Source organism: Methanofollis sp., from assembly GCF_028702905.1.
In the GTDB taxonomy this organism is placed as follows: Archaea; Halobacteriota; Methanomicrobia; order Methanomicrobiales; family Methanofollaceae; genus Methanofollis.
In genome coordinates, this window is record NZ_JAQVNX010000015.1 from 12326 (window position 1) to 34422 (window position 22097).

At 61.4% G+C, this 22097-nt stretch carries 23 protein-coding genes; 11 read left to right on the top strand and 12 right to left on the bottom strand.

Features of this window, described 5'->3' with window-relative positions; all coding sequences use genetic code 11:
* The first annotated feature begins 1 nt into the window (after position 1).
* Positions 2-643, top strand: coding sequence for a metallophosphoesterase (locus tag PHP59_RS03325; RefSeq protein ID WP_300163559.1), 642 nt, complete (start codon positions 2-4; stop codon positions 641-643).
* On the opposite strand, the gene cyaB is transcribed toward PHP59_RS03325, so the two are convergent.
* Complete coding sequence (cyaB, locus tag PHP59_RS03330) at positions 633-1154, bottom strand: class IV adenylate cyclase (protein WP_300163562.1); 522 nt, start codon at positions 1152-1154, stop codon at positions 633-635. The genes PHP59_RS03325 and cyaB overlap by 11 nt on opposite strands.
* A gap of 56 nt (positions 1155-1210) precedes the next feature.
* Between cyaB and PHP59_RS03335 the strand changes: the two genes are divergently transcribed.
* Positions 1211-1918, top strand: a complete 708-nt coding sequence (locus PHP59_RS03335) for a peptidylprolyl isomerase (protein ID WP_300163565.1) — start codon at positions 1211-1213, stop codon at positions 1916-1918.
* Between the two features lie 21 nt (positions 1919-1939).
* Here the strand turns inward: PHP59_RS03335 and PHP59_RS03340 are convergent, their stop codons facing one another.
* Positions 1940-3193, bottom strand: coding sequence for a winged helix-turn-helix transcriptional regulator (locus tag PHP59_RS03340; RefSeq protein ID WP_300163568.1), 1254 nt, complete (start codon positions 3191-3193; stop codon positions 1940-1942).
* 135 nt (positions 3194-3328) lie between these two features.
* Here PHP59_RS03340 and PHP59_RS03345 point away from each other — a divergent pair, with 135 nt between their 5' ends.
* Positions 3329-4339 carry a hypothetical protein gene (locus tag PHP59_RS03345; RefSeq protein WP_300163571.1) on the top strand — a complete coding sequence of 337 codons (1011 nt, stop codon included), beginning with the start codon at positions 3329-3331 and terminating at the stop codon, positions 4337-4339.
* On the opposite strand, the gene PHP59_RS03350 is transcribed toward PHP59_RS03345, so the two are convergent.
* Together PHP59_RS03350 and rqcH are read right to left on the bottom strand one after the other, a co-directional pair.
* Entirely contained in the window at positions 4324-5349 is a 1026-nt protein-coding gene (locus tag PHP59_RS03350; protein WP_300163574.1) for an mRNA surveillance protein pelota, read from the bottom strand. The genes PHP59_RS03345 and PHP59_RS03350 overlap by 16 nt on opposite strands.
* On the bottom strand, positions 5339-7246 hold the full coding sequence (gene rqcH / locus PHP59_RS03355; protein ID WP_300163577.1) for a ribosome rescue protein RqcH: 1908 nt from the start codon (positions 7244-7246) through the stop codon (positions 5339-5341). Before rqcH ends, PHP59_RS03350 begins: the two co-directional genes overlap by 11 nt.
* Before the next feature lie 200 nt (positions 7247-7446).
* Here rqcH and PHP59_RS03360 point away from each other — a divergent pair, with 200 nt between their 5' ends.
* Entirely contained in the window at positions 7447-7821 is a 375-nt protein-coding gene (locus PHP59_RS03360) for a hypothetical protein (protein WP_067051847.1), read from the top strand.
* A 6-nt stretch (positions 7822-7827) separates the two neighbouring features.
* Complete coding sequence (locus PHP59_RS03365) at positions 7828-9597, top strand: ribosome biogenesis/translation initiation ATPase RLI (RefSeq protein ID WP_300163585.1); 1770 nt, start codon at positions 7828-7830, stop codon at positions 9595-9597.
* A gap of 122 nt (positions 9598-9719) precedes the next feature.
* Here PHP59_RS03365 and PHP59_RS03370 read toward each other — a convergent pair whose 3' ends face one another.
* The 4 genes from PHP59_RS03370 to PHP59_RS03385 form a co-directional block, all read right to left on the bottom strand.
* Entirely contained in the window at positions 9720-10670 is a 951-nt protein-coding gene (locus tag PHP59_RS03370) for an NAD(P)H-dependent oxidoreductase (RefSeq protein ID WP_300163587.1), read from the bottom strand.
* Complete coding sequence (locus PHP59_RS03375; protein WP_300163590.1) at positions 10654-10905, bottom strand: hypothetical protein; 252 nt, start codon at positions 10903-10905, stop codon at positions 10654-10656. Before PHP59_RS03375 ends, PHP59_RS03370 begins: the two co-directional genes overlap by 17 nt.
* A 132-nt stretch (positions 10906-11037) precedes the next feature.
* Entirely contained in the window at positions 11038-11904 is an 867-nt protein-coding gene (gene speB, locus PHP59_RS03380; RefSeq protein WP_300163593.1) for an agmatinase, read from the bottom strand.
* A gap of 45 nt (positions 11905-11949) precedes the next feature.
* Positions 11950-12330, bottom strand: a complete 381-nt coding sequence (locus PHP59_RS03385) for a translation initiation factor IF-5A (RefSeq protein ID WP_300163596.1) — start codon at positions 12328-12330, stop codon at positions 11950-11952.
* Between the two features lie 67 nt (positions 12331-12397).
* On the opposite strand from PHP59_RS03385, the gene PHP59_RS03390 reads away from it, so the two are divergent.
* The 3 genes from PHP59_RS03390 to PHP59_RS03400 all read left to right on the top strand — a co-directional run bounded on the left by PHP59_RS03390 (position 12398) and on the right by PHP59_RS03400 (position 14785).
* Positions 12398-13174 (top strand): bifunctional fructose-bisphosphatase/inositol-phosphate phosphatase, encoded by a 777-nt coding sequence (locus PHP59_RS03390; protein ID WP_300163599.1) that lies wholly within the window; start codon positions 12398-12400, stop codon positions 13172-13174.
* A 5-nt stretch (positions 13175-13179) separates the two neighbouring features.
* Entirely contained in the window at positions 13180-13998 is an 819-nt protein-coding gene (locus PHP59_RS03395) for an NAD(+)/NADH kinase (protein ID WP_300163602.1), read from the top strand.
* 76 nt (positions 13999-14074) lie between these two features.
* Positions 14075-14785 carry a DUF169 domain-containing protein gene (locus tag PHP59_RS03400; protein WP_300163605.1) on the top strand — a complete coding sequence of 237 codons (711 nt, stop codon included), beginning with the start codon at positions 14075-14077 and terminating at the stop codon, positions 14783-14785.
* Between the two features lie 325 nt (positions 14786-15110).
* On the opposite strand, the gene PHP59_RS03405 is transcribed toward PHP59_RS03400, so the two are convergent.
* From PHP59_RS03405 to PHP59_RS03420, 4 genes are read right to left on the bottom strand one after another with little or no spacing between them, the layout of a single operon-like run.
* On the bottom strand, positions 15111-15566 hold the full coding sequence (locus PHP59_RS03405; RefSeq protein WP_300163608.1) for a hydrogenase maturation protease: 456 nt from the start codon (positions 15564-15566) through the stop codon (positions 15111-15113).
* Between the two features lie 25 nt (positions 15567-15591).
* On the bottom strand, positions 15592-16479 hold the full coding sequence (locus PHP59_RS03410) for a glycine betaine ABC transporter substrate-binding protein (RefSeq protein ID WP_300163611.1): 888 nt from the start codon (positions 16477-16479) through the stop codon (positions 15592-15594).
* A 23-nt stretch (positions 16480-16502) separates the two neighbouring features.
* Complete coding sequence (locus PHP59_RS03415; RefSeq protein ID WP_300163613.1) at positions 16503-17354, bottom strand: proline/glycine betaine ABC transporter permease; 852 nt, start codon at positions 17352-17354, stop codon at positions 16503-16505.
* Positions 17351-18559, bottom strand: coding sequence for a glycine betaine/L-proline ABC transporter ATP-binding protein (locus tag PHP59_RS03420; RefSeq protein ID WP_300163615.1), 1209 nt, complete (start codon positions 18557-18559; stop codon positions 17351-17353). Before PHP59_RS03420 ends, PHP59_RS03415 begins: the two co-directional genes overlap by 4 nt.
* A gap of 340 nt (positions 18560-18899) precedes the next feature.
* Between PHP59_RS03420 and PHP59_RS03425 the strand changes: the two genes are divergently transcribed.
* The 3 genes from PHP59_RS03425 to PHP59_RS03435 are packed head-to-tail and all read left to right on the top strand — an operon-like array spanning position 18900 to position 21479.
* A complete protein-coding gene (locus PHP59_RS03425; RefSeq protein WP_300163617.1) occupies positions 18900-19391 on the top strand; it encodes an amino acid-binding protein in 492 nt (163 codons plus the stop codon).
* Complete coding sequence (locus PHP59_RS03430; protein ID WP_300163626.1) at positions 19391-20377, top strand: homoserine dehydrogenase; 987 nt, start codon at positions 19391-19393, stop codon at positions 20375-20377. The genes PHP59_RS03425 and PHP59_RS03430 overlap by 1 nt, the downstream gene beginning before the upstream one ends.
* Positions 20361-21479, top strand: a complete 1119-nt coding sequence (locus PHP59_RS03435; RefSeq protein WP_300163620.1) for a helix-turn-helix domain-containing protein — start codon at positions 20361-20363, stop codon at positions 21477-21479. The genes PHP59_RS03430 and PHP59_RS03435 overlap by 17 nt, the downstream gene beginning before the upstream one ends.
* Positions 21480-22097: the final 618 nt, after the last annotated feature.

Below are 22097 nucleotides of genomic sequence, written 5' to 3' on the forward strand. Positions count from 1 at the left end.
CATGATGGATGTGCTTTTGCTGGCAGACCTTCATGGCCAGTTGGGCAAGCTGGAGTCCTTCATGGCCCTCCAGCCCGACTTTGTCATCATTGCTGGCGATCTCACACAGTTCGGACCATGTGATATGGTCAACAAGATGACTTCGCTCATCGACGTACCGTGCTTTGCGGTGCCGGGGAACTGTGATCCATGCGATATCTGCGATGCTCTCGAACACTCGGACTGTGTCAATCTCCACGGTGCTACATTCTCGCTCGGGAAGATTTCGATGGCCGGCGTCGGCGGGTCCAACCCGACGCCCTTCGGGACGCCCTTCGAGCTGAAAGAAGAGGAGATTGAACGTCTGATCAAACAGGCTACGGCTCACATGGACAGGAATGTCCACAATGTGCTCGTCAGCCATGTCCCGCCCCACGGCGTCTTTGACCTGGCCGGCGAGGACCATGTGGGCAGCACAAGTGTCAGGAACCACATCAAGGAGTTCGACCTTGTCTGCTGCGCCCACATGCACGAAAACAAGGGGGTCACCGAGGTGGACGGCGTCAAGATCGTCAACCCGGGCCCGGCCTCGGAGGGCAACTGCGCCCTGATCCACTTCGGTGACGAACCGAAAGCAATCGAGATCGAACTGCTCACTGTCTGAGCAGTTCAAGATAGGACTGCGGGATGTGAGAACCCTCTATCCCCAGTTCTCCTTTGATCCGTTCGATCTCTTTTTCCGCTTCCGCCCCTGCTTCGTGCGCCATCACCTCGATCTCGACGAAACTCCCGAGGCCGTCCACTTCATCGAGGGCGACGGACGCGGTCCCGAGGGCAAACTCCTCCCTGTGCTTCCTGACCTCTGCGCTCCTGACAAAACCGAGGCGGCGCAGGATCTCTTCCAGGTTCTCCCCGGACTCCACGGTCAGGTTGAACTCTTCCCTGGTCTTTGCACCCTTTGTGGCGAGTTTCGGCCCTTTATATGTAAGGGTGCACCTCTCGCCCTCGTACCTGACCCTGAGGGCCTCGTCGGTCCGGCCGAAGTCCCGCACAGGGTGGTTGTAGTAGACGTCCTGCTGGTCGGCGACAGACGGTGTTCCGGCGCCAATCCTGACAAGACGGGAGCGGATCTCCGGGAGATCAGGGACACGTATTTTTGTTTCCACTTCAAACATCTATGGCACCATTTTAAGTATTTTCGTCGAGACTTGATATAGACAAGGTGTATATTATGGCAATTCAGGAAGGAGACATCGTTAGACTCAACTATACCGCCCGTGTGGAGGGCGAGATCTTCGACACCACCGTCGCCGCTGATGCAGAAGAAGCAGGCATCAAGAGCCAGAAGGACTATGCGCCGATCGTTATTCGCGTCGGGAGCAACCATGTCATCCCGGGCCTTGACGAGGCTCTCGTCGGCAAGGAGATCGGCCAGCAGTACGAGGTCGAGGTCGAGGCCGAGAAGGGCTTTGGTCCCCATGACATGAAGCTTGTCGAGTCCGTGAACGCCAACCAGTTCCGGGAGAAGCCCAAGTTCGGCATGCGTATCCAGTCGGGCGACCGCGAGGGCGTCGTCGTCAATGTGGTCGGGAAGCGGGCCGTCGTCGACTTCAACCACCCGCTCGCCGGCAAGGCGCTCTCCTACACCTTCACCATCGAGGGCATGGTCGAGACCGTCGAGGAGAAGGCCAGGGGCTTCATCAAGCTCTTCGCAGGCCGCGAGATGGACATCACCTTTGCCGAAGGCACCCTCACCCTGAACCTCCCGGCAGGGATCAACTACGACCGCCGCTGGGTCATGGCCCGCGGGATCGTCGTCCACCAGATCTTCGAGTTCATCCCCGAGGTGCAGGACATCGTCTTTGTCGAGACCTTCAAGCGCCCGGAGATGCCTGCCGAAGAACCGGCAGAAGCCGAAGCTGAAGCGAAGGAAGAATAAATACAATCCCCTTTTTCCCTTTCAGTCGGCCCCGCATTTTAGAATGTGCAGGGCGCCGAGCAGATCGTGGCCGCTCTCCCCGATGACGGCGAAAGATGCGGCACGTCCGTTCATGCTCTTCTCGACGATCCCGTCCCTCTGGAGCCTGTCCATGTGGCGGGAGACGGCAGGGCCGGAGATGCCGAGGTGCACCGCGATTTCCTGCCGCGAGAGGCCGGGCGTCTGGAGGAGGACCGTGAGGATCTCTCGCCTGGTGCTGTTCCAGAGAGCGGCAAGGACTGTTCGTTCACGCTCTGAATATCTCCCATTGTTCTCATAGTAGCGGCAGCAACCTCCCGTCTGTTCGACTGCGATCTTCCCTGCCTGCCTGAGGACCGCGAGGTGATAGCGGAGGGTGCCGGGATGTGTCCGGGTGATCAGGGCGATCTTCTCCCTGTGTATTCCAGGGTTATCCAGGATGGCCTGGTAGACCCGGCACCGTGTCGCATTATCAAGGATGTTTTTCTGCGTGACTCGCCGGTAGCCAAGGCTCAACCAGATGCGAAGCGCGAGGAATGACTCGATGGGGATGATGACCAGGTTTGCAAGGAGAAAGGCGAGGTTCATGAGAAAATCGGATGTTGTGGGAGGGACCCGCTCCCACACACCTTTCGGCTTCCCGAAGGCGAAGGTGTCTTCAGGGAGGCCGGCATTTACCCTGAGGTTCCGGTACTCCGCCGACCGCACGAGGGCCCCCGTGCAGTCGTAGCCCTCGACACACAGGACCAGCATCGTTTCCCGGTCGATCGAGATGGAGAGACGTGCGGTGTCAGGGGGGAAGGGGTCGACGGCACCAACGGGTACGACATCGACGACAGGGACGGTCCTGCCGTCCAGGACGGCCTCGTGCATGCTCGTGACCCTGCCGGTTGAGAGGGCGGCGATCCCCGCCGCCATATAGTCGCCGTCCAGGGGTTTTTCCACCCCTGTCGATCCCATCGAACACTGCGGAGGCACATGCCACCATGCAGACCCCTCCGACAGGACCGCAAGGGCGGCGCCGTGATGGAGCGACGGGTCGTCGTATTCGGCCCTGAAACTGCCTGGCGGCATGGCCGCCACCCTGACGACCTCGTCCCTGTCCGGGCCGTGAACGGTGACGGTGGCCGTATAATCGGCGACCTGATGGTACGCCGCGACCGCACCGGCGGCGACCTCTTCGGCAGGCGCCGCCGCACATACTCCTGCGAGGGAGCACGCGAGGACCAGGACGAACCATGCACAGAGTGTTCTCATCGTCGACACAGGTAGGTCGGGCCGGGTCTATTTATTCATTCTGTACCGATCGGTTACAGGTCAGGCCTTCGGAAACAGGACGTGTAACCGATCCTGCGATAAAGTCTTTATGCGTCTGGAATGGATAGTTGCCCTATGTCCACGGGTGTAACAGGTCCCACCGTTTCCGAGGTCGAGATCACGTCGGTCTCTCTCCGGTCGTGTGTCCTGATGGCGGCGACGCTCTCCCTGGTGGTCGGCGTCGTACAGGGCTTCATGGTGCTGCCGACGGCGATCAACGAGACTATCCCCGTGACAACAGCACAGGGAGAGGTGCTCAGGGCTCTCGGTTACCAGGTGCTCTATGTCGTGCCCCTTCTCAACGTCGTACACGCGATCATCTTTGCAGCGCTCGCGGCGACCCTGTACAACCTCGCCGCCAGCAGATTCGGCGGGGCCGTCGTGAGGGCGCAACCGGGAACCATGGCAGAAGGGACATGGGCTATCCGCGAGATCGGTGTTTTTCCGGCGCTGAAGATCGGCGTCTGCCTCTCCCTCGCACTCATGGCCCTCCAGACCCTCATATACGAGTGTGTCGGCTGGATCGGATCTATTATGTGGCCTCTCTCATGGACACCCATCCTGTACGGCGCTACGCCCGAATTTATTCTGGTCATGCTCATCACCTGGATATTCGTCGCTGTACTAAGCGGCATCTTCATCGGCGGTGTGTGTGTCGTCCTGTACGACCTCGCCGCCGTCATCATCGGCGGGGTGAGGGTGACGGCCCGCACCCACGGGAACGGAGATCCGGACAGGGAGAACACCTCTGAAAACAGTGTGGAGATGGCGGCGGTCGTGCCCAGGTCAGTCGCCCGTACGATGAGCATTGTGGGTCTCGGGGCGGGCTTCATGGCCGGAGTCTCCACAATCCTCCAGAAAAGCGGGATCTTTCCTCTCCTCGGCGCGGAGGCGGGCGGGTTCGCGGGGAGTACGCCTGCGGTCGTCGCCGGTGCTCTCCTGTTCGGCATCGTGCTCTATGGCATTGCAGGTGGTGTCGGGGGTTACGTCATCGCCGTGCTGTACAACTCCATCGCCCGCTTTGCCGGGGGAACGACCTTCGTACTGGAAAAAAAGGATAGCGGGGCCCCTCACCCGAGGGGATAGCGGAGCAGGGCGGCGATCCCGCCGAGGGCGTTGAGTTGTCCGCCGGGGTCGAACTCGGAACTGAAGACGACGACCCGCGCGTTGATCCTCTCCGCCTCTTCGAGGAGACGGGCGATGCCGGCATCCCTGATCAGGGTGTCGGTGACGAGCACCTCCTCGGCGGCGCCATATTCCACCGCCTTCCTGACCTCGGCCTTCCCGTACGCCACCGCCCCGCCGGTACCGATACGTTTGAGCACCTCGTCCATCCTGGTCACCTCGCGGGCGAGCTGGAGGTCGCCGGCGAGCCTTTCAAGGACACCCTGGCCGATCGCGTCCTGGACGGCGCCGCGGCCGATCCGCCGCGTCTCGACGGTGACGACCCGCTCGCCGAGGTCGGGGTCTTTCGCCTTCAGGAACCTGACAAAGTCTTCCTTGACAAAACCCGGCCCCGCGACGACGACCGGGCCGGTGACGTCCTTCAGGGAGGAGAGGGCGTCGGCAAAGAAGGCGGTCCTGCCGTCGATCTCAGCACCCTTCCCGCTGCCTGCGGTGATGGTCGTGACCCTCTCCGGACCGTACTGCCTGATCCTGAAGAGTTCAGCCTCCCCTTCCTCGATGGTGAGCACATGAACGACATTGTGGAGGGAGGCCCCGACCGCCCTCTCGACCCTTTCGAGGTCGATCCCCCGCCACCGCCTGATCACCGAGATCTCGTAGCCCGGCTCCACGTTGAGTGTATGGTACGAGGCGATGTCCATGCCCGACTCGATGATGCCGCCGACCCTGAGGCGGTTGGCGTACGGGTGGAACTCCACCTTCTCCACCCTGATGCCGAGGCGGACCGGTCTCTTCTCAGCCTTCTCAGGGCGGAGTTTGTCGGTCGCCGAGTCAACGGTCCGCAGGGTCGTCGCAAAGACGAGGTCGCGCGGATCGATGAGGTGTTCCAGGTGCCAGAGGTCGTCGAGAGACTCGGGGAACAGCCTGATCTCTCCGTACGACCCCTTGAGTTCGCCGTACTCAGCCTTCATGCTCGCCCACGATATCGGACCCGCCCGGCGGGACAAAGGCGGCGATCGCCTCGGTGTTCAGCGCGGTCTTCAGTCGTTTCCAGTTATCCTCGCCGATCTTCTCCCTCAGGAGACGCTGGACCTTCTTTGCCACGTCGTTCGGTTCGAAGGTGCCGGGAGAAAGTTCGACGACATACTGTGTCCGTGTCCGCACCGCCGCCAGAGGGCCGCCGATGATCGCAACGCTTGGCTCTTTCTGCACCCCGATTGCCGCGCCGAGCTGGACGTCCTTCACATAGCGCCTCTCGCCCCGCACGATGAAACCGCCGCGGGCGACGAACTCGCCCGACTCGGCGGTCTTGCTCACCTGGTCGGGGCGTGCGAAGTAGACGTCTGCCGAGAAGTGCCCGGCCTTCCAGGCATTGGAATACGAGGCGGCGAACTGGGCGACCTCGTCGTCCATGTGCTCGGTCTCCCCCTTGACGATGACGACCGAACCGCCGTGCACGTCGGCGTGGACGAAGGTGTCCTTCCCCTCCATATACTTCTTGACCAGTTCTTCGTTCTGCGAGGCGTCCCGCCCGCCGAGGACAAGGGTGCCGTCGGTCGTATAGAACCACCTGAACCTGTGGAACCACTTCTTCTTCAGGAGGTGGAGGGTCTCTTTCGGTTTCTCCTTCGGTTTTGCGGCGCCGCGCTCTATCGCCGCAAGGGCACCCTCGGTCTTCTTTCTGAACTTCTTGACCTGGTCGTAGTAGTGGTCGAGGTTTGCCTCGACATTCTCGTGGACAAAGATCTTCACCCGCACCCCGAGGTCGAGGTCGACGGCCGCCTCGGCCGGGTGGACGGCGACGACCGCCTTTGCTGCAGGGAGGTCGCTTTTTTTGAGGACTTCCTCGATCTCCTGCCAGGAGAGGCTCCGGCTTGCCCGTTCAAGGGTGGCGATGACGTCCTGCACGAGGGGATAGTTGGTATAGACCGCTTCGACCGCCTTCTCGGCCTTTTTGATCTTCCCCGCAAACTTCTTCAGCGCCTCCTCCTGCTGGCGGAGGATCACCTCTTCCTTCGAGAGTTTCGGCCGTTTCGCTTCGGCCTTCACCGCGGCGGCTGCCTGTAGTGGATAATATGCTTCCAGGGCCTTGTTGAATGTGGGAAATGCCTCTTTTTCCTCTCCCATGCCCCGGATCGGCCAGCACCCGCTGCCGGCGGTCACCGGTTCCCTCTGCCCCTCGACCATGCCGATGACCTGGTGGAGCGCTGCATACACCGCCCCGGCATCGGCTTCGGCAGCCGGAATGCTCTTGTCGACCCCGGCAAGGCTGCAGGCGAGTTCGGCATAGGCGCCGCCGAGGAGGCAGTTCACGGCAAGGGTCCGGACCAGATCGCGGTTTGAGGCCCGGAGCATCGCGGCGAAGGACTCGCTGTCGAAGCCGCTGCAGTCAGTCCCTTCGGGGAGGGCATAGACCTCTCCAGGCACGACGGAACGGTCCTTGAAGCGGTGGTGCCGCAGGGGCTTGGTGATCACCCCGACCTCGTCGAGGAGGATGGCATTCCCCTCATCGAAGAGTTCGATGACAAGCCTCAGTATCCCGGCCTTCTTCGCCACGTCGATGTAGAAGATACGCTGGAGGCCGTACTGCCTGATAGCGGTCACCCGTCCCCCTTCGAGGTGTTTGCGCAGGAACATCGCATACCCCAGGGGATTTTTCGGGGACTCGGGGAGGGCCCCGACCAGGTGGGCGCGCCTGCCTGTCTCGACGAGGAACTGGTACTTGGCCCCCTCGTTCCCGTTGAGACGGATCCCCAGGGTCTTCGCATCGTACTGATAGATCTTGCCGATCCAGAGCGGGAGCAGGGCCGACAGTTCCGCCGTCAGTGCCCTGACATCCATCCCGCTCATCCCCTGTTCGTTTGCCATTATCCCACGCTCTTTGTACGTATGGGTCCAGAACGCTCTTTAATATGCCCCTGCTGCTATCGGCACCATCGCGTGCATGTCGGGGCCGACCTCGTGCCCGGGGGATTTCTGCCCGTGAGAGACCATCGTGCCGGTCCCGTCGCCCGGGCAACACGAAATTAAATATGGCTACAACGCACAAAATAGACCACTGATGCATCATGGGCGAGGAGGAAAAACTGTCACAGGCACCCGAGGCGCCGAAAAGCAAAGGCGCAAAGACGAAAGAGGAAAAACAGAGAGAGCATAAAAAGCGCATCAGGAGAACTCTTGTTGCGTGCTTCCTCGGTATCGCGACCGGCCTGCTCTCCTTCTATATCTGCGGGACTCCCGACCCTGCGACAGGTCTGCAGCAAAACCAGATCATCGGCATCCTCCTCCTCATGGCCGGTGTGGTCTTCCAGAAACACATCTTCATGCTGATGAAGATCGACTACACCGAGTTGAACAACAAAGACTGGTTCTATCAGGCATTCATGACCTTCGCCTTCTGGTTCATCTCCTGGTCCACCATGCTCACCACTTCATCGATGTGATCATCCATGCGAATCGCCGTCGTCCACAAAGATAACTGTCATTCAAAGAAGTGCGGACAGGAGTGTATCATCTACTGTCCACGGGTCAGAAGCGGGGACGAGACCGTCGTCCTCGATGAGGAAGGAAAGGCGGTCATCTCCGAGGAACTCTGTGCCGGGTGCGGCATCTGCGTCAAAAAGTGTCCGTTCGACGCGATCGATATCGTGAACCTCCCCGAGGAGCTGGAGCAACCCACCCACCGGTACGGGCCGAACTCCTTCGTGCTGTACGGCCTCCCCATCCCGGTCGAGGGGAAGGTGACCGGCATCCTGGGCCCGAACGGCATCGGGAAGTCCACGTCCATCCAGATTCTTTCCGGCCAGATGCAGCCGAACCTGGGGATCTTTGACGCCACTGTCTCCTGGGACGAGATCATGAAGCGGTTCACCGGGACCGAACTCTTCGATTACCTGAAGCACATCTCGGGGAAGGAGATCAAGGTGGCGGTGAAGCCCCAGTACATCACCCTCATACCGAAGGCCTTCAAAGGGACGGTGCATGACCTCCTGGCAAAGACCGACGAGAGGGGAGTGCTCGGCCACCTCACCGCGGAACTCACCCTCGACTCCATCCTGGACCGCGACATCCAGAACCTCTCCGGCGGTGAACTCCAGAGGGTGGCGATCGCCGCCTGCCTGGCGCGGGACGCCGACTTCTATTTCCTCGACGAGATCACCCCCTATCTCGACATCTACCAGAGGATGGCGACGGCCAACCTGATCAGGGAGGTCGCGGAGAAGAGGCCTGTCGTGATCGTCGAGCACGACCTCGCGATCCTGGACATGCTCGCCGACACGGTCCATGTCGCCTATGGCAAACCGGCGGTCTTCGGTGTGATCACCGGGCCGAAGGGCGTGCGTGTCGGGATCAACGAGTACCTCGAAGGGTACCTGCCCGAGGAGAACGTCCGCTTCAGGGACTCGGCCGTCGTCTTCGAGAAGCGGGCCCATGCCGACGAGACGAGGCGGGAACCCCTCTATACCTTCCCGCAGATGTCCAAGCACTATGACCGTTTCCACCTCGACGTGAAGGGCGGCGAGATCAGGAAGGGCGAGGTGCTCGGCCTTGTCGGTCCGAACGGCATCGGGAAGTCCACCTTCGCAAAACTCCTCGCAGGCGTGGAGGAACCGGACGGTGGTGCCCTCGACGAGAAGATTGCCATCTCGTACAAGCCCCAGTACGTGAAGGCAGACTCCACCGACACGGTGGAGTTCACCCTGCGCCAGATCACCCGGCGTTTCGACACCTCGTATTATCAGCACGAGGTGCTCGACCCTCTCGGTCTCCAGCAGATCCTCCAGTCGCCCCTGGATACCCTATCGGGCGGCGAACTCCAGAGGGTGGCCATTGCCGCCTGTCTCTCCCGGGAAGCCGCCCTCTACATCCTCGACGAACCGAGCGCCCACCTCGATGTGGAGCAGAGGATGAGCCTGGTGCGGGTGCTCAAGCACCATGCCGAGGGGAAGGAGTGCGGCGTCATCGTCATCGACCACGACATCTACCTCATCGACATGATCTCCGAGCGCCTTGTCGTCTTCGACGGCGAGCCCGGTGTTGCCGGCGAGGCGAAGGGGCCGTTCTCGATGCGCGACGGGATGAACCTCTTCCTCTCGGCCCTCGGCGTCACCTTCAGGCGGGACAAGAGCGGCAGGCCCAGGATCAACAAGCCCGAGTCGTACCTGGACCGGGATCAGAGGTCGAAGGGCGAGTATTACTACGCTCAGGCCGAGGAATAAACAAAAGAGTATCGGGGAGTTCGATGGACTCCTCTCGTTTTCAAATATGAAGGTTTTCCCGGGCCATTTTATTTTTATTTACACATTCCTGGTGTCAATCATTGCTCATCTCTCCCAGAACATCAGGACTTTTTTGCCCGCTCAAAAGTTTTCAGGAGCCATGCCATGTTCTTCCCCGCGTCTTTTGCCCGCATCAGGCCTTCCTCGTCTTCAAGGACCTCTCCGATCTCTTTTCCGACACCGACAACGGGGAATCCCGGGACTGTCATCCCGCCTATGAGCAGGAAATGCAGAAGGGTGTCAAGGGTATGGAACGTCCCGCTCCGCCGCACCGCGACTGCGGCTTGCGCCACCTTGCGCCGGTAGAGTCCCCCGTTTGCCATGGACACCAGGCCCGCCCGGTCGATCAGGGCCTTCATCTCGGCTGTGACATCGGTGAAGTAGACCGGCGAACCGAGAATGATGCCGTCCGCTTCAACCATCCTGTCGATGCATTCGTTGACAGAATCATCATCAAAGACGCAATGCCCGTCCTTCTTCTCAAAACATTTCATACAGGCAGTGCATCCCCGTGCAACACGTCCGCCGAGGTATATCTCCTCGGTCTCGATCCCCTCATCAATATTCCTCAGACTGACCTTTCCGATCTGGTCGAGGTTATGTAACTCAATGATCTTCGAATCAGAGACCCCTTTTGTCTTCAACGCATCGATCAGTTCGTCGCCGTGGACCTTCCTGATCACTTTCACTGATTCAGCAACCTCATCCGCATGCGGTGCGACGCCGACCATCAACACCATCGCGGGCTTCAAGAGCTCCGGATGCTTCCCCACAAACTTCCCGACGATGACCGCGACCTTCGCTCCGTCCCCGTAACCCGGGATCAATGCGGCGAGGTTGAGGCCCGTGCCGGTGAGGTCGCCCCGCGAGATCGTCGTTGCGATGTCCCGGACGTCGCCGAGGACGATGACACCGCTTGCGATCCAGCCGCCCAGATAGAAGATGTTGTCGTGGTCGTCGGCGCCCCACTCTCCGAGGACCGCACCGAGGAGGAACTCACGGCCCATTTCCATCGAGCCGTAGCGCTCCTCGTAGACGAGGGGGGTCGTAGTCGGGATCGAAGTGCTCTTCGTAATCGGAGTGGCCGTCCCCGTCGGTGTCGGTGAGATCCGGGTCACTGGTGTGCGGGTTGCCGAAGCCGTCGATATAGCCGTGCTCCTCGTAGTAGTCGAGCAGGCCGTCCTCTTCCCGGTCATCGTTGTTCAGGGTCGCGGTGAGGGAGGTCGTCCGGTCCTTCTCGATCGTCACGGTAGCAGTGAAGGGGGCATAGCCCGGAGATCCCCGGCAGAAAACCAATGCTCTTCAGTCGTTGCCGGAGCACCTGAAGAAGAGTACCGATCTCTGAGAAGTGAAAAGGAAAAGATACAAAATGAGAGGGGCTCAGAGCCCCTCAATCCCGGCCTCATGCCAGGCGATGAATTCCCTGATCAGTTTTGCCGCCACCGCCGCGGTCTGGCCCGCGTCGATCGGGCAGACCTCGACATAGTCGAAGCCCGACGCCCGCGCCGCAAAGGCCCGCACCACGCTCCGCAGGTCGCGGGGCGTGATCCCGAAGGGTTCGGGCGTCCCGAGACCGGGGGTGAGACAGCAGTCGACCGCGTCCGCGTCGATGGAGAGGTACAGGGTGCGCGCGCCGATGATCTCTTTGATATCCCTGATCACCGCCTCAATGCCACGGTCCGCGACCTCGTCGGCCGTATACATGTGGAGTCTCTCCGACTCCTCGACGAGTTCGAACTCCTCCGCAGGCCCGCTCCGGGCCCCGATGATGAAGATATCCTCTACACCGAGGTCCATCACCCGCCGCGTCGCGCAGGCGTGGTTCCACTTCGTCCCGCCGAACTCGTCGCGCAGGTCCAGGTGGGCGTCGCAGACGACATAGCACGCGGGCTTCACCGCGGCGACCGCACCGGGCGTCACCGTGTGCTCGCCGCCGATCATCACCGGCACCTTGCCGTCCTGCACGATCATGGCGGCCGTCTCCCTCACCTGGTCCACGACAAGGTCGGGGAGAGAGAGCACCTCAAGGTCGCCGAGGTCGCAGACGGAAACGTCTCCAAGGTCGATACCCGGGTCAGGGATATAGGTCTCGAAGTTGAACGAGACTGCCCTGATCGCGCCGGGTGCGTCGCGGGAACCTGCCCTGTACGAGGATGTCCCGTCATACGGCGCCCCGAAGATCACATAGCCGGCGTCGGCATACTCTGCTTCGGCGTCGGCAAAAAGAGTATTTAGGAAGACTTCCATGAATGCTCCTCCTGAGCACCGCTCCGGCCAGACGGCCGTGCAGGCTCAGAAGTCCAACTTCTTCTTCCCGAGTGCCTCGATGTACTGGACTTCCTTGCCAGCCTCCATCTCGGCGATCTTGTCCTCAGGGGCCTCAATCTCAAACATGGTGAAGTCCTTGACGTCCATCATCTGGACGGTGGTGCCCGTGATCGAGATCACCTGTCCGACCTTCCGCTCGACGACAGGCACATAGACCTTCGTCGATACCGGCTGGACGATCGAGCGCTTCTGGCCGTCAAAGATACCGACGACATCGATACGGGCCTTGGCCGCACCGTGCTTGCCGGGCTTTGAAGTGGCAATTCCAAGGATTTTGCAGGGCTCATCGTCGACCACAACATAGCGGCCTTCCTTTAACTTACCAGTCTCAGTCTGTTCCTTCATCGAGTTCACGCTCGCAGTAGTAATTTATCATGACGGCCATAGATAAATACAACGCACGTGAGTTTGCATGGACTTCATCAGGTGGTGCGAAAATCTGGCCGGGATCGTCGAGGATGCCACGCGGGATCTTGCCGGCAGTCCTGAGGGCGGAAAGTATATCCGGATGGGCGCAGACGGCACCCCGACCGAGCTGATAGATCAGGCCGCGGAGGAGTGCGTTATCGCTGCCCTCAAGGACGATCCCTTCTGCCGCCGCCTCATCTCCGAGGAAGCCGGGTGCGTCGATGTCGGCGGGGAGAAGGGGACGGTCTACCTCGACCCCATAGACGGCACCTACAATGCAGTCCACGGCATCCCGTTCTACACCATCTCCATCGCCTATGGCGAGGACGGCGTCCTGACAAAGGGATATATCCGGGACCTCTGCACTCACGAGACCTTCACGGCGGAGAAGGGGAAAGGAGCCTTCCTCGACGGGAAACCCATCCATGTCTCGAAGACGGCCCTGCTCGAAGACAGCGCACTCTCGGTCTATGGGAGGAAGTTCGACCCGGCCTCGGTGCTCAGGCTCGGGCAGAAGGTGCGTCGGTGGCGGCTGCTCGGGGCTTCGTCCCTTGAACTCGCCTATGTCGCCGCCGGCAGGCTTGACGGTTTCGTGGACGTCAGGAACACCCTCCGCATCACCGACGCCGCCGCGGGGATCGTCCTCTGCGAGGAAGCAGGGGGGACGGTGACAGGACTGGAAGGAAGCCCTGCCGCCTTCCCCGACGAGGTGAGCATCGGGCGGTGCCTGGTGGCCACGAACGGCGTCCTCCATAACAAGATCATCGAATACCTGAGGTAACAGACGTGAAGGCCATCCTGATATCCCGTATAGACATGCCCGAGGTGCTCGCCTATGCCGTCGAGATAGAGGAGCTCCTCCTCTCGTACGGCTACCATGTGGCCCTGGAAGGAAGCACCGCCATCGCCCTCGGGAGAGACGGGGAAGGGGAGTGGCTCGACGAGACCGATGCCGACATCGTCGTCGCCGTCGGCGGGGACGGCACGGTCCTCCTTGCCGTCAGGAGGATGAAGAGGCAGATCCCGATCATCGGGATCAACAAAGGGCATGTGGGCTTCCTCGCGGACCTCGAGTCCTCCGAGGCGCAGGCATTCTTCAGGAACCTTCAGAGGAAGATGAGACTCGAAATGCGGATGCGTATCGCCCTCAGTGCCGGGGGAGAACCCCTGGGCACGGCCCTCAACGAAGCGGTGATCGTCACTGAACGCCCCGCGAAGATGCTGCGGTTCACCGTCGTCATCGACGGCATCGAGGTCGAGGAGTTCAGGGCCGACGGTCTGGTCATCGCCACGCCGACCGGTTCGACGGCCTATGCGATGAGCGGCGGGGGACCCATCGTCGACCCGAAGTTCGACGGCTTTCTCCTCGTCCCTCTCGCACCCTACATGCTCTCTTCACGGCCCCATCTCATCGAGAGCAGCAGGGACCTGCGGATCAAGCTTGAAAGCGACAAACCGGCCCAGCTTGTCTTCGACGGCAGAGGGAGCACGACACTTATGGACGGCCTCGATATCTCGGTGAAAAGGGCCGATGCTCCGGCAATCTTCATCGACGCCGGGAAAAATTTCTTCCTGAAGGTGCGGGAGAAACTTCACAGTCTATAATTTTCGTGATATATTTGCTGGCAGGCACATTTTTATGGTGCATGGGGGAGAGGAGTAGACTACAGGAGGAACAAAAATGAGTGACATAAGGACGAAAATCGATTATGCGGCTGCTGCCGAGGCCCTGAAGAAATATCTCAATTTATCGCACTCGCCGGTGGCCGTCGGGTTCGTGCAGTCGAAGGAACAGATCCCCGCGGGGATGGAGGAACTTTCCGAGACCACCCGCCACTGCCAGATGGTCAACCTCGCCCGGAAGGAGGGGAAGGTCTTCTATGCCACTGCAGAGAAGCACGCCTGTCAGGGCGGCGCCTGGGCCCTCGGCCTGAAGGCGATCACGCCGAGCCTGAAGAGCGGGGAGTTCTATTTCAAGCTCGGCAAGTTCGACACCTGGGCGGCCTGCAAGCGGACGATCGACCGGATCCCGCACGTGGAGTCAGGGCTGACCTATGCGACGATGTATGCTCCGCTCGAAAAGACGCCCTTCACCCCGACGGTCGTTCTCATCGTGGCCGAACCGCGGGTGATGCTCAAACTCGCCCAGAGCGTCCTCTACAAACTCGGCGGCAGGGTCGAGTCGAATTTTGCCGGCATCCAGTCGGTCTGCGCCGACACGACCGCCCAGACCTATCTCAACGGGAAGGTGAACTTCTCCCTGGGCTGCGACGGGTCGCGGAAGTTCTCCGGTATTGCCGACGGCGAGATGGTCATGGGCATCCCGGTCGAACTCCTCCCTGAGATCGCCGCAGCGCTCCCGGTCGTCACCGGCGCACCCGGGTCGATCTGAAACTTTTTTCTTTTTTCCGATCCTCCGGGATCGATGGTGCCAGGATAGGAGCGATAGGCATCGAATCCCTTCCCCCGCCACCGCAAAGCAGGATAGAGGGTTGGATTGAGGGTCGGGACACGTCAGGATAGAGAGAAATGGCAATCTCCCCGCAGGATATCCATTTCACTCTTCCCCGACCCAATCCTGAGCGGGGGGTCCGGGGGCGTAGTCCCCCGGCGAACTGTAAGGGGAAGGCAGGGGGATCTGCGCACCCCCAAGGTATTAGGGAGACACATAGACCAGAGTATGTCTGTAGTAGACGGCAACCCCCTTCCTTAGATCGTCACTCCCCGCCCGCGTCCCCTTCCTTCACCGCGCGGATCACCGCATCACATGCGGCCGGGACCGCGGCCTGCACCTCGGGGGTCATCTCGTCCGAGAATGCCTCGATCTCTCCCCCCTCGATCCCGACGATGACCACCTCGGCCGTGACCCCGACCTCTCGGGCGAGGGCGACCGCCTCCGCGATCCCGAGGTCGTGGAGGGACATCGGGAAGACCGACGACGGAGGCACCTCATGGAAGACCCGGACTTCGCCCGGTGTTCCCATCCCTGTCATCGCGTCCACGATGACGACGCGGTCGCAGTCCTCCATCAGGGGTATGAGCCCGAAACCGCCGAGGCCGCCGTCGACAATATCGAGTTCCGGGTGTCTTGCCGAGAGACGCTCCATCACGGCGTGGCCGACACCGTCATTGCCCATATAGGGGTTGCCGCAGGCGATGACTCTGACCTTCATCAGAAAAAAGGGGGGTTCCGTAGTATTATGCCTTCCCGAGCCAGGCATCGACCTGGTCGGGATGGGCATCGATCCACTTCTGCGCGGCGTCCTCGTGGGACATGCCGTCTTCGATGTCGAGCATCACCGACCCCATGTCTTCGGGAGTCCAGGAGAAACGCTTCAGGATTGCATATGCCTCGGGATCGTCCTCTGCAAGCCCCTTCCTGGCAAGAGTACCGATGTACTCCTCGCCGCCGTAGACTCCCTTCGGGTCTTCGAGGTACTTCAGGTCCCAGCGGGCGAACTTCCAGTGCGGAGTCCACCCGGTGACCACGACCCATTCTTCCCTGTCAACGGCCTTTTTCAGGGCCGAGGCCATGCCGGCGCTCGAACTGTAGACAATGTCATAGTCCAGGCCATATGCCTCGACTGCGTCCTCGGTCGTCTTCATGACCCCGGCACCCGCGTCGATGCCCACGATCTTCCCTTCGAACCTGTCCTTTACACTGTTCATCTCCTCAATGGAGTCGATGGTCACATAGGTCGGGACAACGAGACCGATCTTCGCGCCTTCGAGGTTCTTGCCGACCAGGTCGAGTTGGTCCCCGAACTTTTCCATGTAGGACTTCTGCGTCCTGGGAAGCCAGGCCGAGACGGTGCAGTCCACATCGCCGCTGGCGACGGCCTGGTAGAGGGGGGCGGCATCGACCGCTATGAGCCTGACGTCATAGCCCGCCTTCTCGAAGACCTGCTTGATCACATTGGTGCTCGCGATCTCCGAGTCCCAGAGGACGTAGCCGATGGAGATTGACTTCTGTTCTGAGGACGGTGCTCCTGCGTCCCCGGTGCCGGTGCACCCGGCGGTGAGGACGAGCGCGGCGGCCACGAGGCCGATCAGAATACATACGATTGTTTTTCTGTTTTTTATCATACTATCAACTCGGGAAAATGGTTTCATCGTTCTGTACGCGCGGGTGCCAGGCTCTGGGTCACCCGGTCGAGGATGATCGCGATGATCACGATCGCGAGGCCGCCCTCGAAACCGAGGCCGATGTCGAGGCGCTGGATGCCTTCCAGCACCTTGTAGCCGAGACCCTGGGCCCCGATCATGGCGGCGATCACCACCATCGAGAGGGCCATCATGATACACTGGTTGATGCCGGCCATGATCGTCGGCAGAGCGACAGGCAACTGGACCTTGATCAGTTTCTGCCTCTCCGTGGTCCCGAAGGCGTCGGCGAGTTCGGTCAGTTCCCTGGGCACCTGCTGGATCCCGAGAGTGGTGAGCCTGACCACAGGAGGCATTGCAAAGATGACGGTGGCGATCATGCCGGGCACGTTGCCAAGGCCGAAGAAGACCACCGCGGGGATGAGGTAGACGAAGGCCGGCATCGTCTGCATGAAGTCGAGGCCAGGCTTGACGATCCTGTGCGCCGTCTCAGAACGCGCCGCAAAGATACCTGTCGGTATCCCGATAAGAAGCGCAAAGAGCGTGGCCACCAGGACCAGCGCAAGTGTTTCCATTGCCAGGGGCCAGAGGTGCAGGTCCCAGATCAGGAGGAGGCCGATCGCGGAACCGATGGCGAGTCTGGTATCGCGTTTTGTGACAAAACAGATGAGCGCCGCCGCCACGACGATGAAGACCGGCGGCGGCAGGACGAGGAGGAGGGACTTCATCCCGCCGATGATCGCGTCCAGCCCGTCGCTGATCCAGTCCAGGGCGACGGCGAAGGTGATCTCGATCCACTCGACGAGGGCCTCGACCGCATCGCCGAGCGGGAGCTTCGGGAGGTCGAAGGAAGTCATACAAGCTCCTCCTCACCGTTGCCGGAGACGGCCAGGGCGGCAAGGAGAGAACCCCTGACAATGACGCCCTTGAGCCGGTTGCAGGCGTCGACGACTGCAACAGGATACTGGCTTGTGGCCACCAGCCCCATCAGGTCGCGGACAGGCGTCCCCGGGCTCGTGACCGGAGTGTCGGTGATCAGGATATCTTCGATGTTCGTCTTCTTCGCCCGTGCCGCTGTGACGGCATCGTCAACGGTCACCAGGCCCCTCAGGACCTTTCCTTTCCCGACGGCAAAGATGGTCGAGATCCCGTGCTCTTCCATCAGTTTCAGGGCAACCCTGGGACCTGAAATGATCGATACAACAGGTTCGGGAGGCTTCATGACGCCTTCCGCGGTGAGCACTCTGGTCCTGTCGACGCCGGCGACAAAGCTGGCCACATAGTCGTCGGCCGGCGAGGTGAGGATCTCCTCGGGCGTGCCGACCTGCACAATGCATCCGTCCTTCATCAGGGCGATCCTGTTCCCGAGTTTGAGGGCCTCGTCGAGGTCGTGGGTGACAAAGATGATCGTCTTCGAGAGTTCGCCCTGAAGGTCGAGGAGTTCGTCCTGCATTCCTGTCCTGATAATGGGGTCGAGGGCGCTGAATGCTTCGTCCATCAGGAGGACGTCGGGGTCGCTGGCAAGGGCGCGGGCCAGGCCGACCCGTTGTTTCATGCCGCCGGAGAGTTCGTCGGGCATGCTCTCCTCGTAGCCGGCAAGGCCCACCATCTCGATGGTCTTTCCTGCCTTTTCGATCCTTTCTTCCTCCGGCATCCCCTGCACCTCCAGTCCGAAGGCGACATTCTCGATGACGCTCCTGTGGGGGAGGAGGGCGAAGTTCTGGAAGACCATGCCCAGTTTCTTCCGTCTCACCTCCCTGAGGGCGTCCTCCTCAAGAGAGGCGATGTCGGTGCCGTCGATGAGGATCTCCCCATGGCTTGGTTCGATGAGGCGGTTGATGCACCGGAGAAGAGTGGACTTTCCCGAACCCGAGAGGCCCATGACCACAAAAATTTCACCTTCGTCGACAGAGAGGTTCACGTCCCTGAGGCCGACGGTCTGCCCGGTTTCCTCCAGGATTTCCTGTTTTGTCTTCCCTTTTCTGAGAAGGGAAACGACTTTTTCCGGATGTTTTCCAAAGATATTATATAACGATCTGATTGTAATTTTGGGTTTAACCATCTCCTTATTCATGAAAGCCTCCGCTATGCGGTCTTCAAAACCCCCTTGAGGGCAGGGAATCTCTAATGCCCGGACAATACCGGCAGTCCTGCCAAACCCCGCATGAATCAACGTTGAACACCGGAATAAGGCGCCCAAAACAAGACGATACTTGCATTCACGCGGTAAGCAGGAGCTTATTGTACTGATCAGTCATACTTCTGCGGTCATATCATAAATATATTTTTGATTTGATATTCCGGAGGTGAAGGAAAGGGCCGGTTTGTCCGTGATCGATCGGAATAAAAGGCTTATCTTTTCGGCGCGAGAATACTACATCGGTGGTTTGGTGCAGGTATCCATGAAGATAGAGGTGAAGGACGCCCCCGGCCAGCTGGTGGCCGCCCTCAGGCCGATCTCCGATGCCGGCGGGAACATCATGGCCGTGATCCACGAGTGGGACCCGACGCTGAGGCCAAAGACCAGGATCGTCCAGGTCGTTCTCGACCTGCCCGAGGAACGGCTCGACGGCCTGATCACGACTCTCAAAGCGGCGGGGGTGACCATCCTCAGGCTGGGAGAGGAGCGTCTCCTCCTGAAGCGGAGCGTCATCATGATCGGTCACCTGATGCACACCGACCTCTCAGACACCGTCGGCCAGATCGACCGGACAGGCTATGCCGAGGTCGTCGAGATGCATATGACGATGCCTGGGATCGCCCAGAGGTCGTCGGCCCTCCTCACCATCTCCGCGACAAACCGGACGCATATGGACGAGGCGGTGAAGATCCTCCGCACGGTGGCGAAAAAGAAGGACCTCCTCCTCGTCGAACCCCTGGAGGAGGTGGCATGATGCGGGTCGCCATTCTCGGTCTCGGGTCTGTGGGACGGGGCGTCGCTTCGATGCTCGCCAGGAAGGGCCTCGGGATCACGGTCACCGGCATCGCCGACTCGAAGAGCGGGGTCTGTGACCCTGCGGGCATCGACATCGCCGCGGTGCTTGAGAAGAAGGCGAAGACCGGCCTCTGCGGCGACCCGGCCGTGACGGCCCGGGCGATCGCGGAGGGCGGCGAGTACGATGTCCTCGTCGAGGTGACGCCCACCGACGTGGAGACCGGCGAACCGGCCCTCACCCATATCAGGGCGGCCCTCGCCATGGGAAAGCACGTCGTCACCTCGAACAAGGGGCCGATGGCCCTCTACTTCAGGGACCTGACGGCCCTGGCAGAGGAGCATGGCGTACAACTCAGGTACGAGGCGACGGTCTGCGGGGCGATCCCGATCATCCAGACCATCCAGCACGGCCTTGCCGGCAACACCGTCCACGCGGTCTATGGCGTCATGAACGGAACCTGCAACTATATCCTCACCAGGATGGCGGACGAGGGCCTCACCTACGACCAGGCCCTTGCCGAGGCGCGGGAACTCGGTTATGCCGAGGCCGACCCGACCTTCGACGTGAAGGGGATCGATACCGCCCTCAAACTGGTCATCCTCGCCAATACGATCTGGAATAACGGCGTCACCCTGAAGGACGTCGAGTGCACGGGCATCGACCTCCTGACTGCGGAGGCGCTGACCCTTGCCGGGAGCCAGAACTCTACCATCAGGCTCATCGGCGAGGTGGTGCCGGAGATGGGGCTGCTGCGGGTCTCGCCGCGGATCCTCCCGAAGAAACATCCTCTTGTCGTCCGCGACACCCTGAACGCGGTGACTGTCGTCACCGATATGGCCGGGGCGATCACCGAGGTCGGGAAGGGGGCGGGGTCGGTGGAGACGGCGAGCGCCGTCATCGGCGACCTGCTCTTCATCAAGAACTGTCATGTCAAGGGTCATTGAGAAGAGGCGGGACATTCTCGCCCTGATGCGGAGATCGACTCTCGAAAACGGGCATTTCACGGTGCAGGAGATCGCGGAGGGGAGCGCCCTGCCGCGGAGCACGGTGCAGGACTGGGTGAACCGTCTCCTCGACGAGGGGTGCATCGTCCAGAAGGAGGAGAGGCGGGGGCGGCACCCGGCCGCGTATGCCGTCGCCTCGGCCCTTCCCGCGAGCGCGTGCCGGCGGATCTTCACGACCGTCGACGGCGACAGGGTGGAGTGCTACCATGAGTGCCTGAGCAGCGGGTGCGCCGCCTTCTGCGCATACCACCATGGCCGGGCAGGCGGGGCGCTCGTCCATGTGCAGAGGGACGGCACCCTCCTGCGGGAGTGCGGCACCCTCACCGAGCACGAGGTGGAGATCGGCCTCGCGCCCCGGCCTGCCGTGGGCGTGGTCGGGATCAGGCGGGAGGGGGACGAGATCGTGCAGAGGATCCGGTGCACCGGCGGCCCGGCCTACTCCCTCACCGACCAGATGGCCGAGGCGGAGGGGGTCTGCTCGGTCGTGACCAGGAAGGTCGAGGGGGGGATCGTCGAGGGCGAGGTGCGGACGCGGGCCCTCGTCCTGGTCGGGATCGGCGTCGACGACACCGACAGTGCGGAAGGAGGGGCGACTTTTGCCCTGGCCCTCGCCCTCCTCCAGCACCTCAGCACCCTGGACGGGGTGATCCCGATCGGCCACAGGGTGGCGATGCTCAAGCCCGACCTGCCGGAGAGGACGGCGGGCAACTCGTGCAGTTATATCGAACTCGCTGCCGACCAGGCCGCCTGCCCCGGCATCGCGGAGAGGGCCCGCCGCTTCGTCGCCGCCGAGGCCCTCTCCCCTGAATGGGGGATTGCCCTGCGGCACGGCTTCTGCCCTCTCCCCGAATTGCGGGCCTTCGGCGCCCGTGCGAGGGCCGAGGTGGTCACCGTCGAGGAGGCGCGGGAGGTCGCCGCCCGGAACGGCGTTCAGGTCTGCGGAGGCCGCGGCGTCATCGGGGCCCTCGCCGCGGTGGCCCTGCGGGGTCTTCCGAACAGGATCCTCCTCGACCCGTTCGCGCCGGTGAATCGGGCGCCGTGAGGGGTTTCGGCCCTTACGGTTCTTTTTTTCTGTCCTCCAGGGGGGGCCGGATTCGCCGCCCTCCCCATTCTGCTCACCGGGACGAGTCCCTTGGGATATCTATGATATCCTGCGTTCTCATACTCGCTGGCACTCGCAGCCCATTACAGGATAGGGGCGAGATGGTAATCTCCACCTCTTGAAGCCTCTGTTCTTTCTTCCCCCGTCCAATCCCGCTCTTCACTGGGGGGCTGCCGCCCCCCAGACCCCCTGCCATCAGGATAGGCAGTAGGATGAGGATTTCCTATCCCAGGATGTCTTATTCGCTCTTCCCCGATCCTATCCTGAGCTGGGGGATGACCGGGGAGTCACGAACCGAAGACCTTCACATATTCCCTTCACCGCCTTCCCCCCATTTTCTATCTCCCCCCTTCATTCTCTTCTCTCTACGCCCCATTTTCTATCCCCCCCCTTCGTTCTCTTCTCTCTCCCCCCCGACCCCCCCCCCCTCGTCCCGCCTCTCCAGGACGGAGATGAGGAGGTCGACCGCGATGGCCAGCAGGACCGCCGGCAGGGCGCCGGCACAGAGGGTCATCATGTTGCTGCCGGCGAGGCCCTCGAAGACCAGTCCGCCGAGAC

Excerpts from the sequence above, each read along its gene's own strand:
- PHP59_RS03325 (WP_300163559.1), top strand. The coding sequence starts at position 2 with ATGATGGATGTGCTTTTGCTGGCAGACCTTCATGGCCAGTTGGGCAAG.
- cyaB (WP_300163562.1), bottom strand. The coding sequence starts at position 1,154 with ATGTTTGAAGTGGAAACAAAAATACGTGTCCCTGATCTCCCGGAGATC.
- PHP59_RS03335 (WP_300163565.1), top strand. The coding sequence starts at position 1,211 with ATGGCAATTCAGGAAGGAGACATCGTTAGACTCAACTATACCGCCCGT.
- PHP59_RS03340 (WP_300163568.1), bottom strand. The coding sequence starts at position 3,193 with ATGAGAACACTCTGTGCATGGTTCGTCCTGGTCCTCGCGTGCTCCCTC.
- PHP59_RS03345 (WP_300163571.1), top strand. The coding sequence starts at position 3,329 with ATGTCCACGGGTGTAACAGGTCCCACCGTTTCCGAGGTCGAGATCACG.
- PHP59_RS03350 (WP_300163574.1), bottom strand. The coding sequence starts at position 5,349 with ATGAAGGCTGAGTACGGCGAACTCAAGGGGTCGTACGGAGAGATCAGG.
- rqcH (WP_300163577.1), bottom strand. The coding sequence starts at position 7,246 with ATGGCAAACGAACAGGGGATGAGCGGGATGGATGTCAGGGCACTGACG.
- PHP59_RS03360 (WP_067051847.1), top strand. The coding sequence starts at position 7,447 with ATGGGCGAGGAGGAAAAACTGTCACAGGCACCCGAGGCGCCGAAAAGC.
- PHP59_RS03365 (WP_300163585.1), top strand. The coding sequence starts at position 7,828 with ATGCGAATCGCCGTCGTCCACAAAGATAACTGTCATTCAAAGAAGTGC.
- PHP59_RS03370 (WP_300163587.1), bottom strand. The coding sequence starts at position 10,670 with ATGGAAATGGGCCGTGAGTTCCTCCTCGGTGCGGTCCTCGGAGAGTGG.
- speB (WP_300163593.1), bottom strand. The coding sequence starts at position 11,904 with ATGGAAGTCTTCCTAAATACTCTTTTTGCCGACGCCGAAGCAGAGTAT.
- PHP59_RS03385 (WP_300163596.1), bottom strand. The coding sequence starts at position 12,330 with ATGAAGGAACAGACTGAGACTGGTAAGTTAAAGGAAGGCCGCTATGTT.
- PHP59_RS03390 (WP_300163599.1), top strand. The coding sequence starts at position 12,398 with ATGGACTTCATCAGGTGGTGCGAAAATCTGGCCGGGATCGTCGAGGAT.
- PHP59_RS03400 (WP_300163605.1), top strand. The coding sequence starts at position 14,075 with ATGAGTGACATAAGGACGAAAATCGATTATGCGGCTGCTGCCGAGGCC.
- PHP59_RS03405 (WP_300163608.1), bottom strand. The coding sequence starts at position 15,566 with ATGAAGGTCAGAGTCATCGCCTGCGGCAACCCCTATATGGGCAATGAC.
- PHP59_RS03410 (WP_300163611.1), bottom strand. The coding sequence starts at position 16,479 with ATGATAAAAAACAGAAAAACAATCGTATGTATTCTGATCGGCCTCGTG.
- PHP59_RS03415 (WP_300163613.1), bottom strand. The coding sequence starts at position 17,354 with ATGACTTCCTTCGACCTCCCGAAGCTCCCGCTCGGCGATGCGGTCGAG.
- PHP59_RS03420 (WP_300163615.1), bottom strand. The coding sequence starts at position 18,559 with ATGGTTAAACCCAAAATTACAATCAGATCGTTATATAATATCTTTGGA.
- PHP59_RS03425 (WP_300163617.1), top strand. The coding sequence starts at position 18,900 with ATGAAGATAGAGGTGAAGGACGCCCCCGGCCAGCTGGTGGCCGCCCTC.
- PHP59_RS03430 (WP_300163626.1), top strand. The coding sequence starts at position 19,391 with ATGCGGGTCGCCATTCTCGGTCTCGGGTCTGTGGGACGGGGCGTCGCT.
- PHP59_RS03435 (WP_300163620.1), top strand. The coding sequence starts at position 20,361 with ATGTCAAGGGTCATTGAGAAGAGGCGGGACATTCTCGCCCTGATGCGG.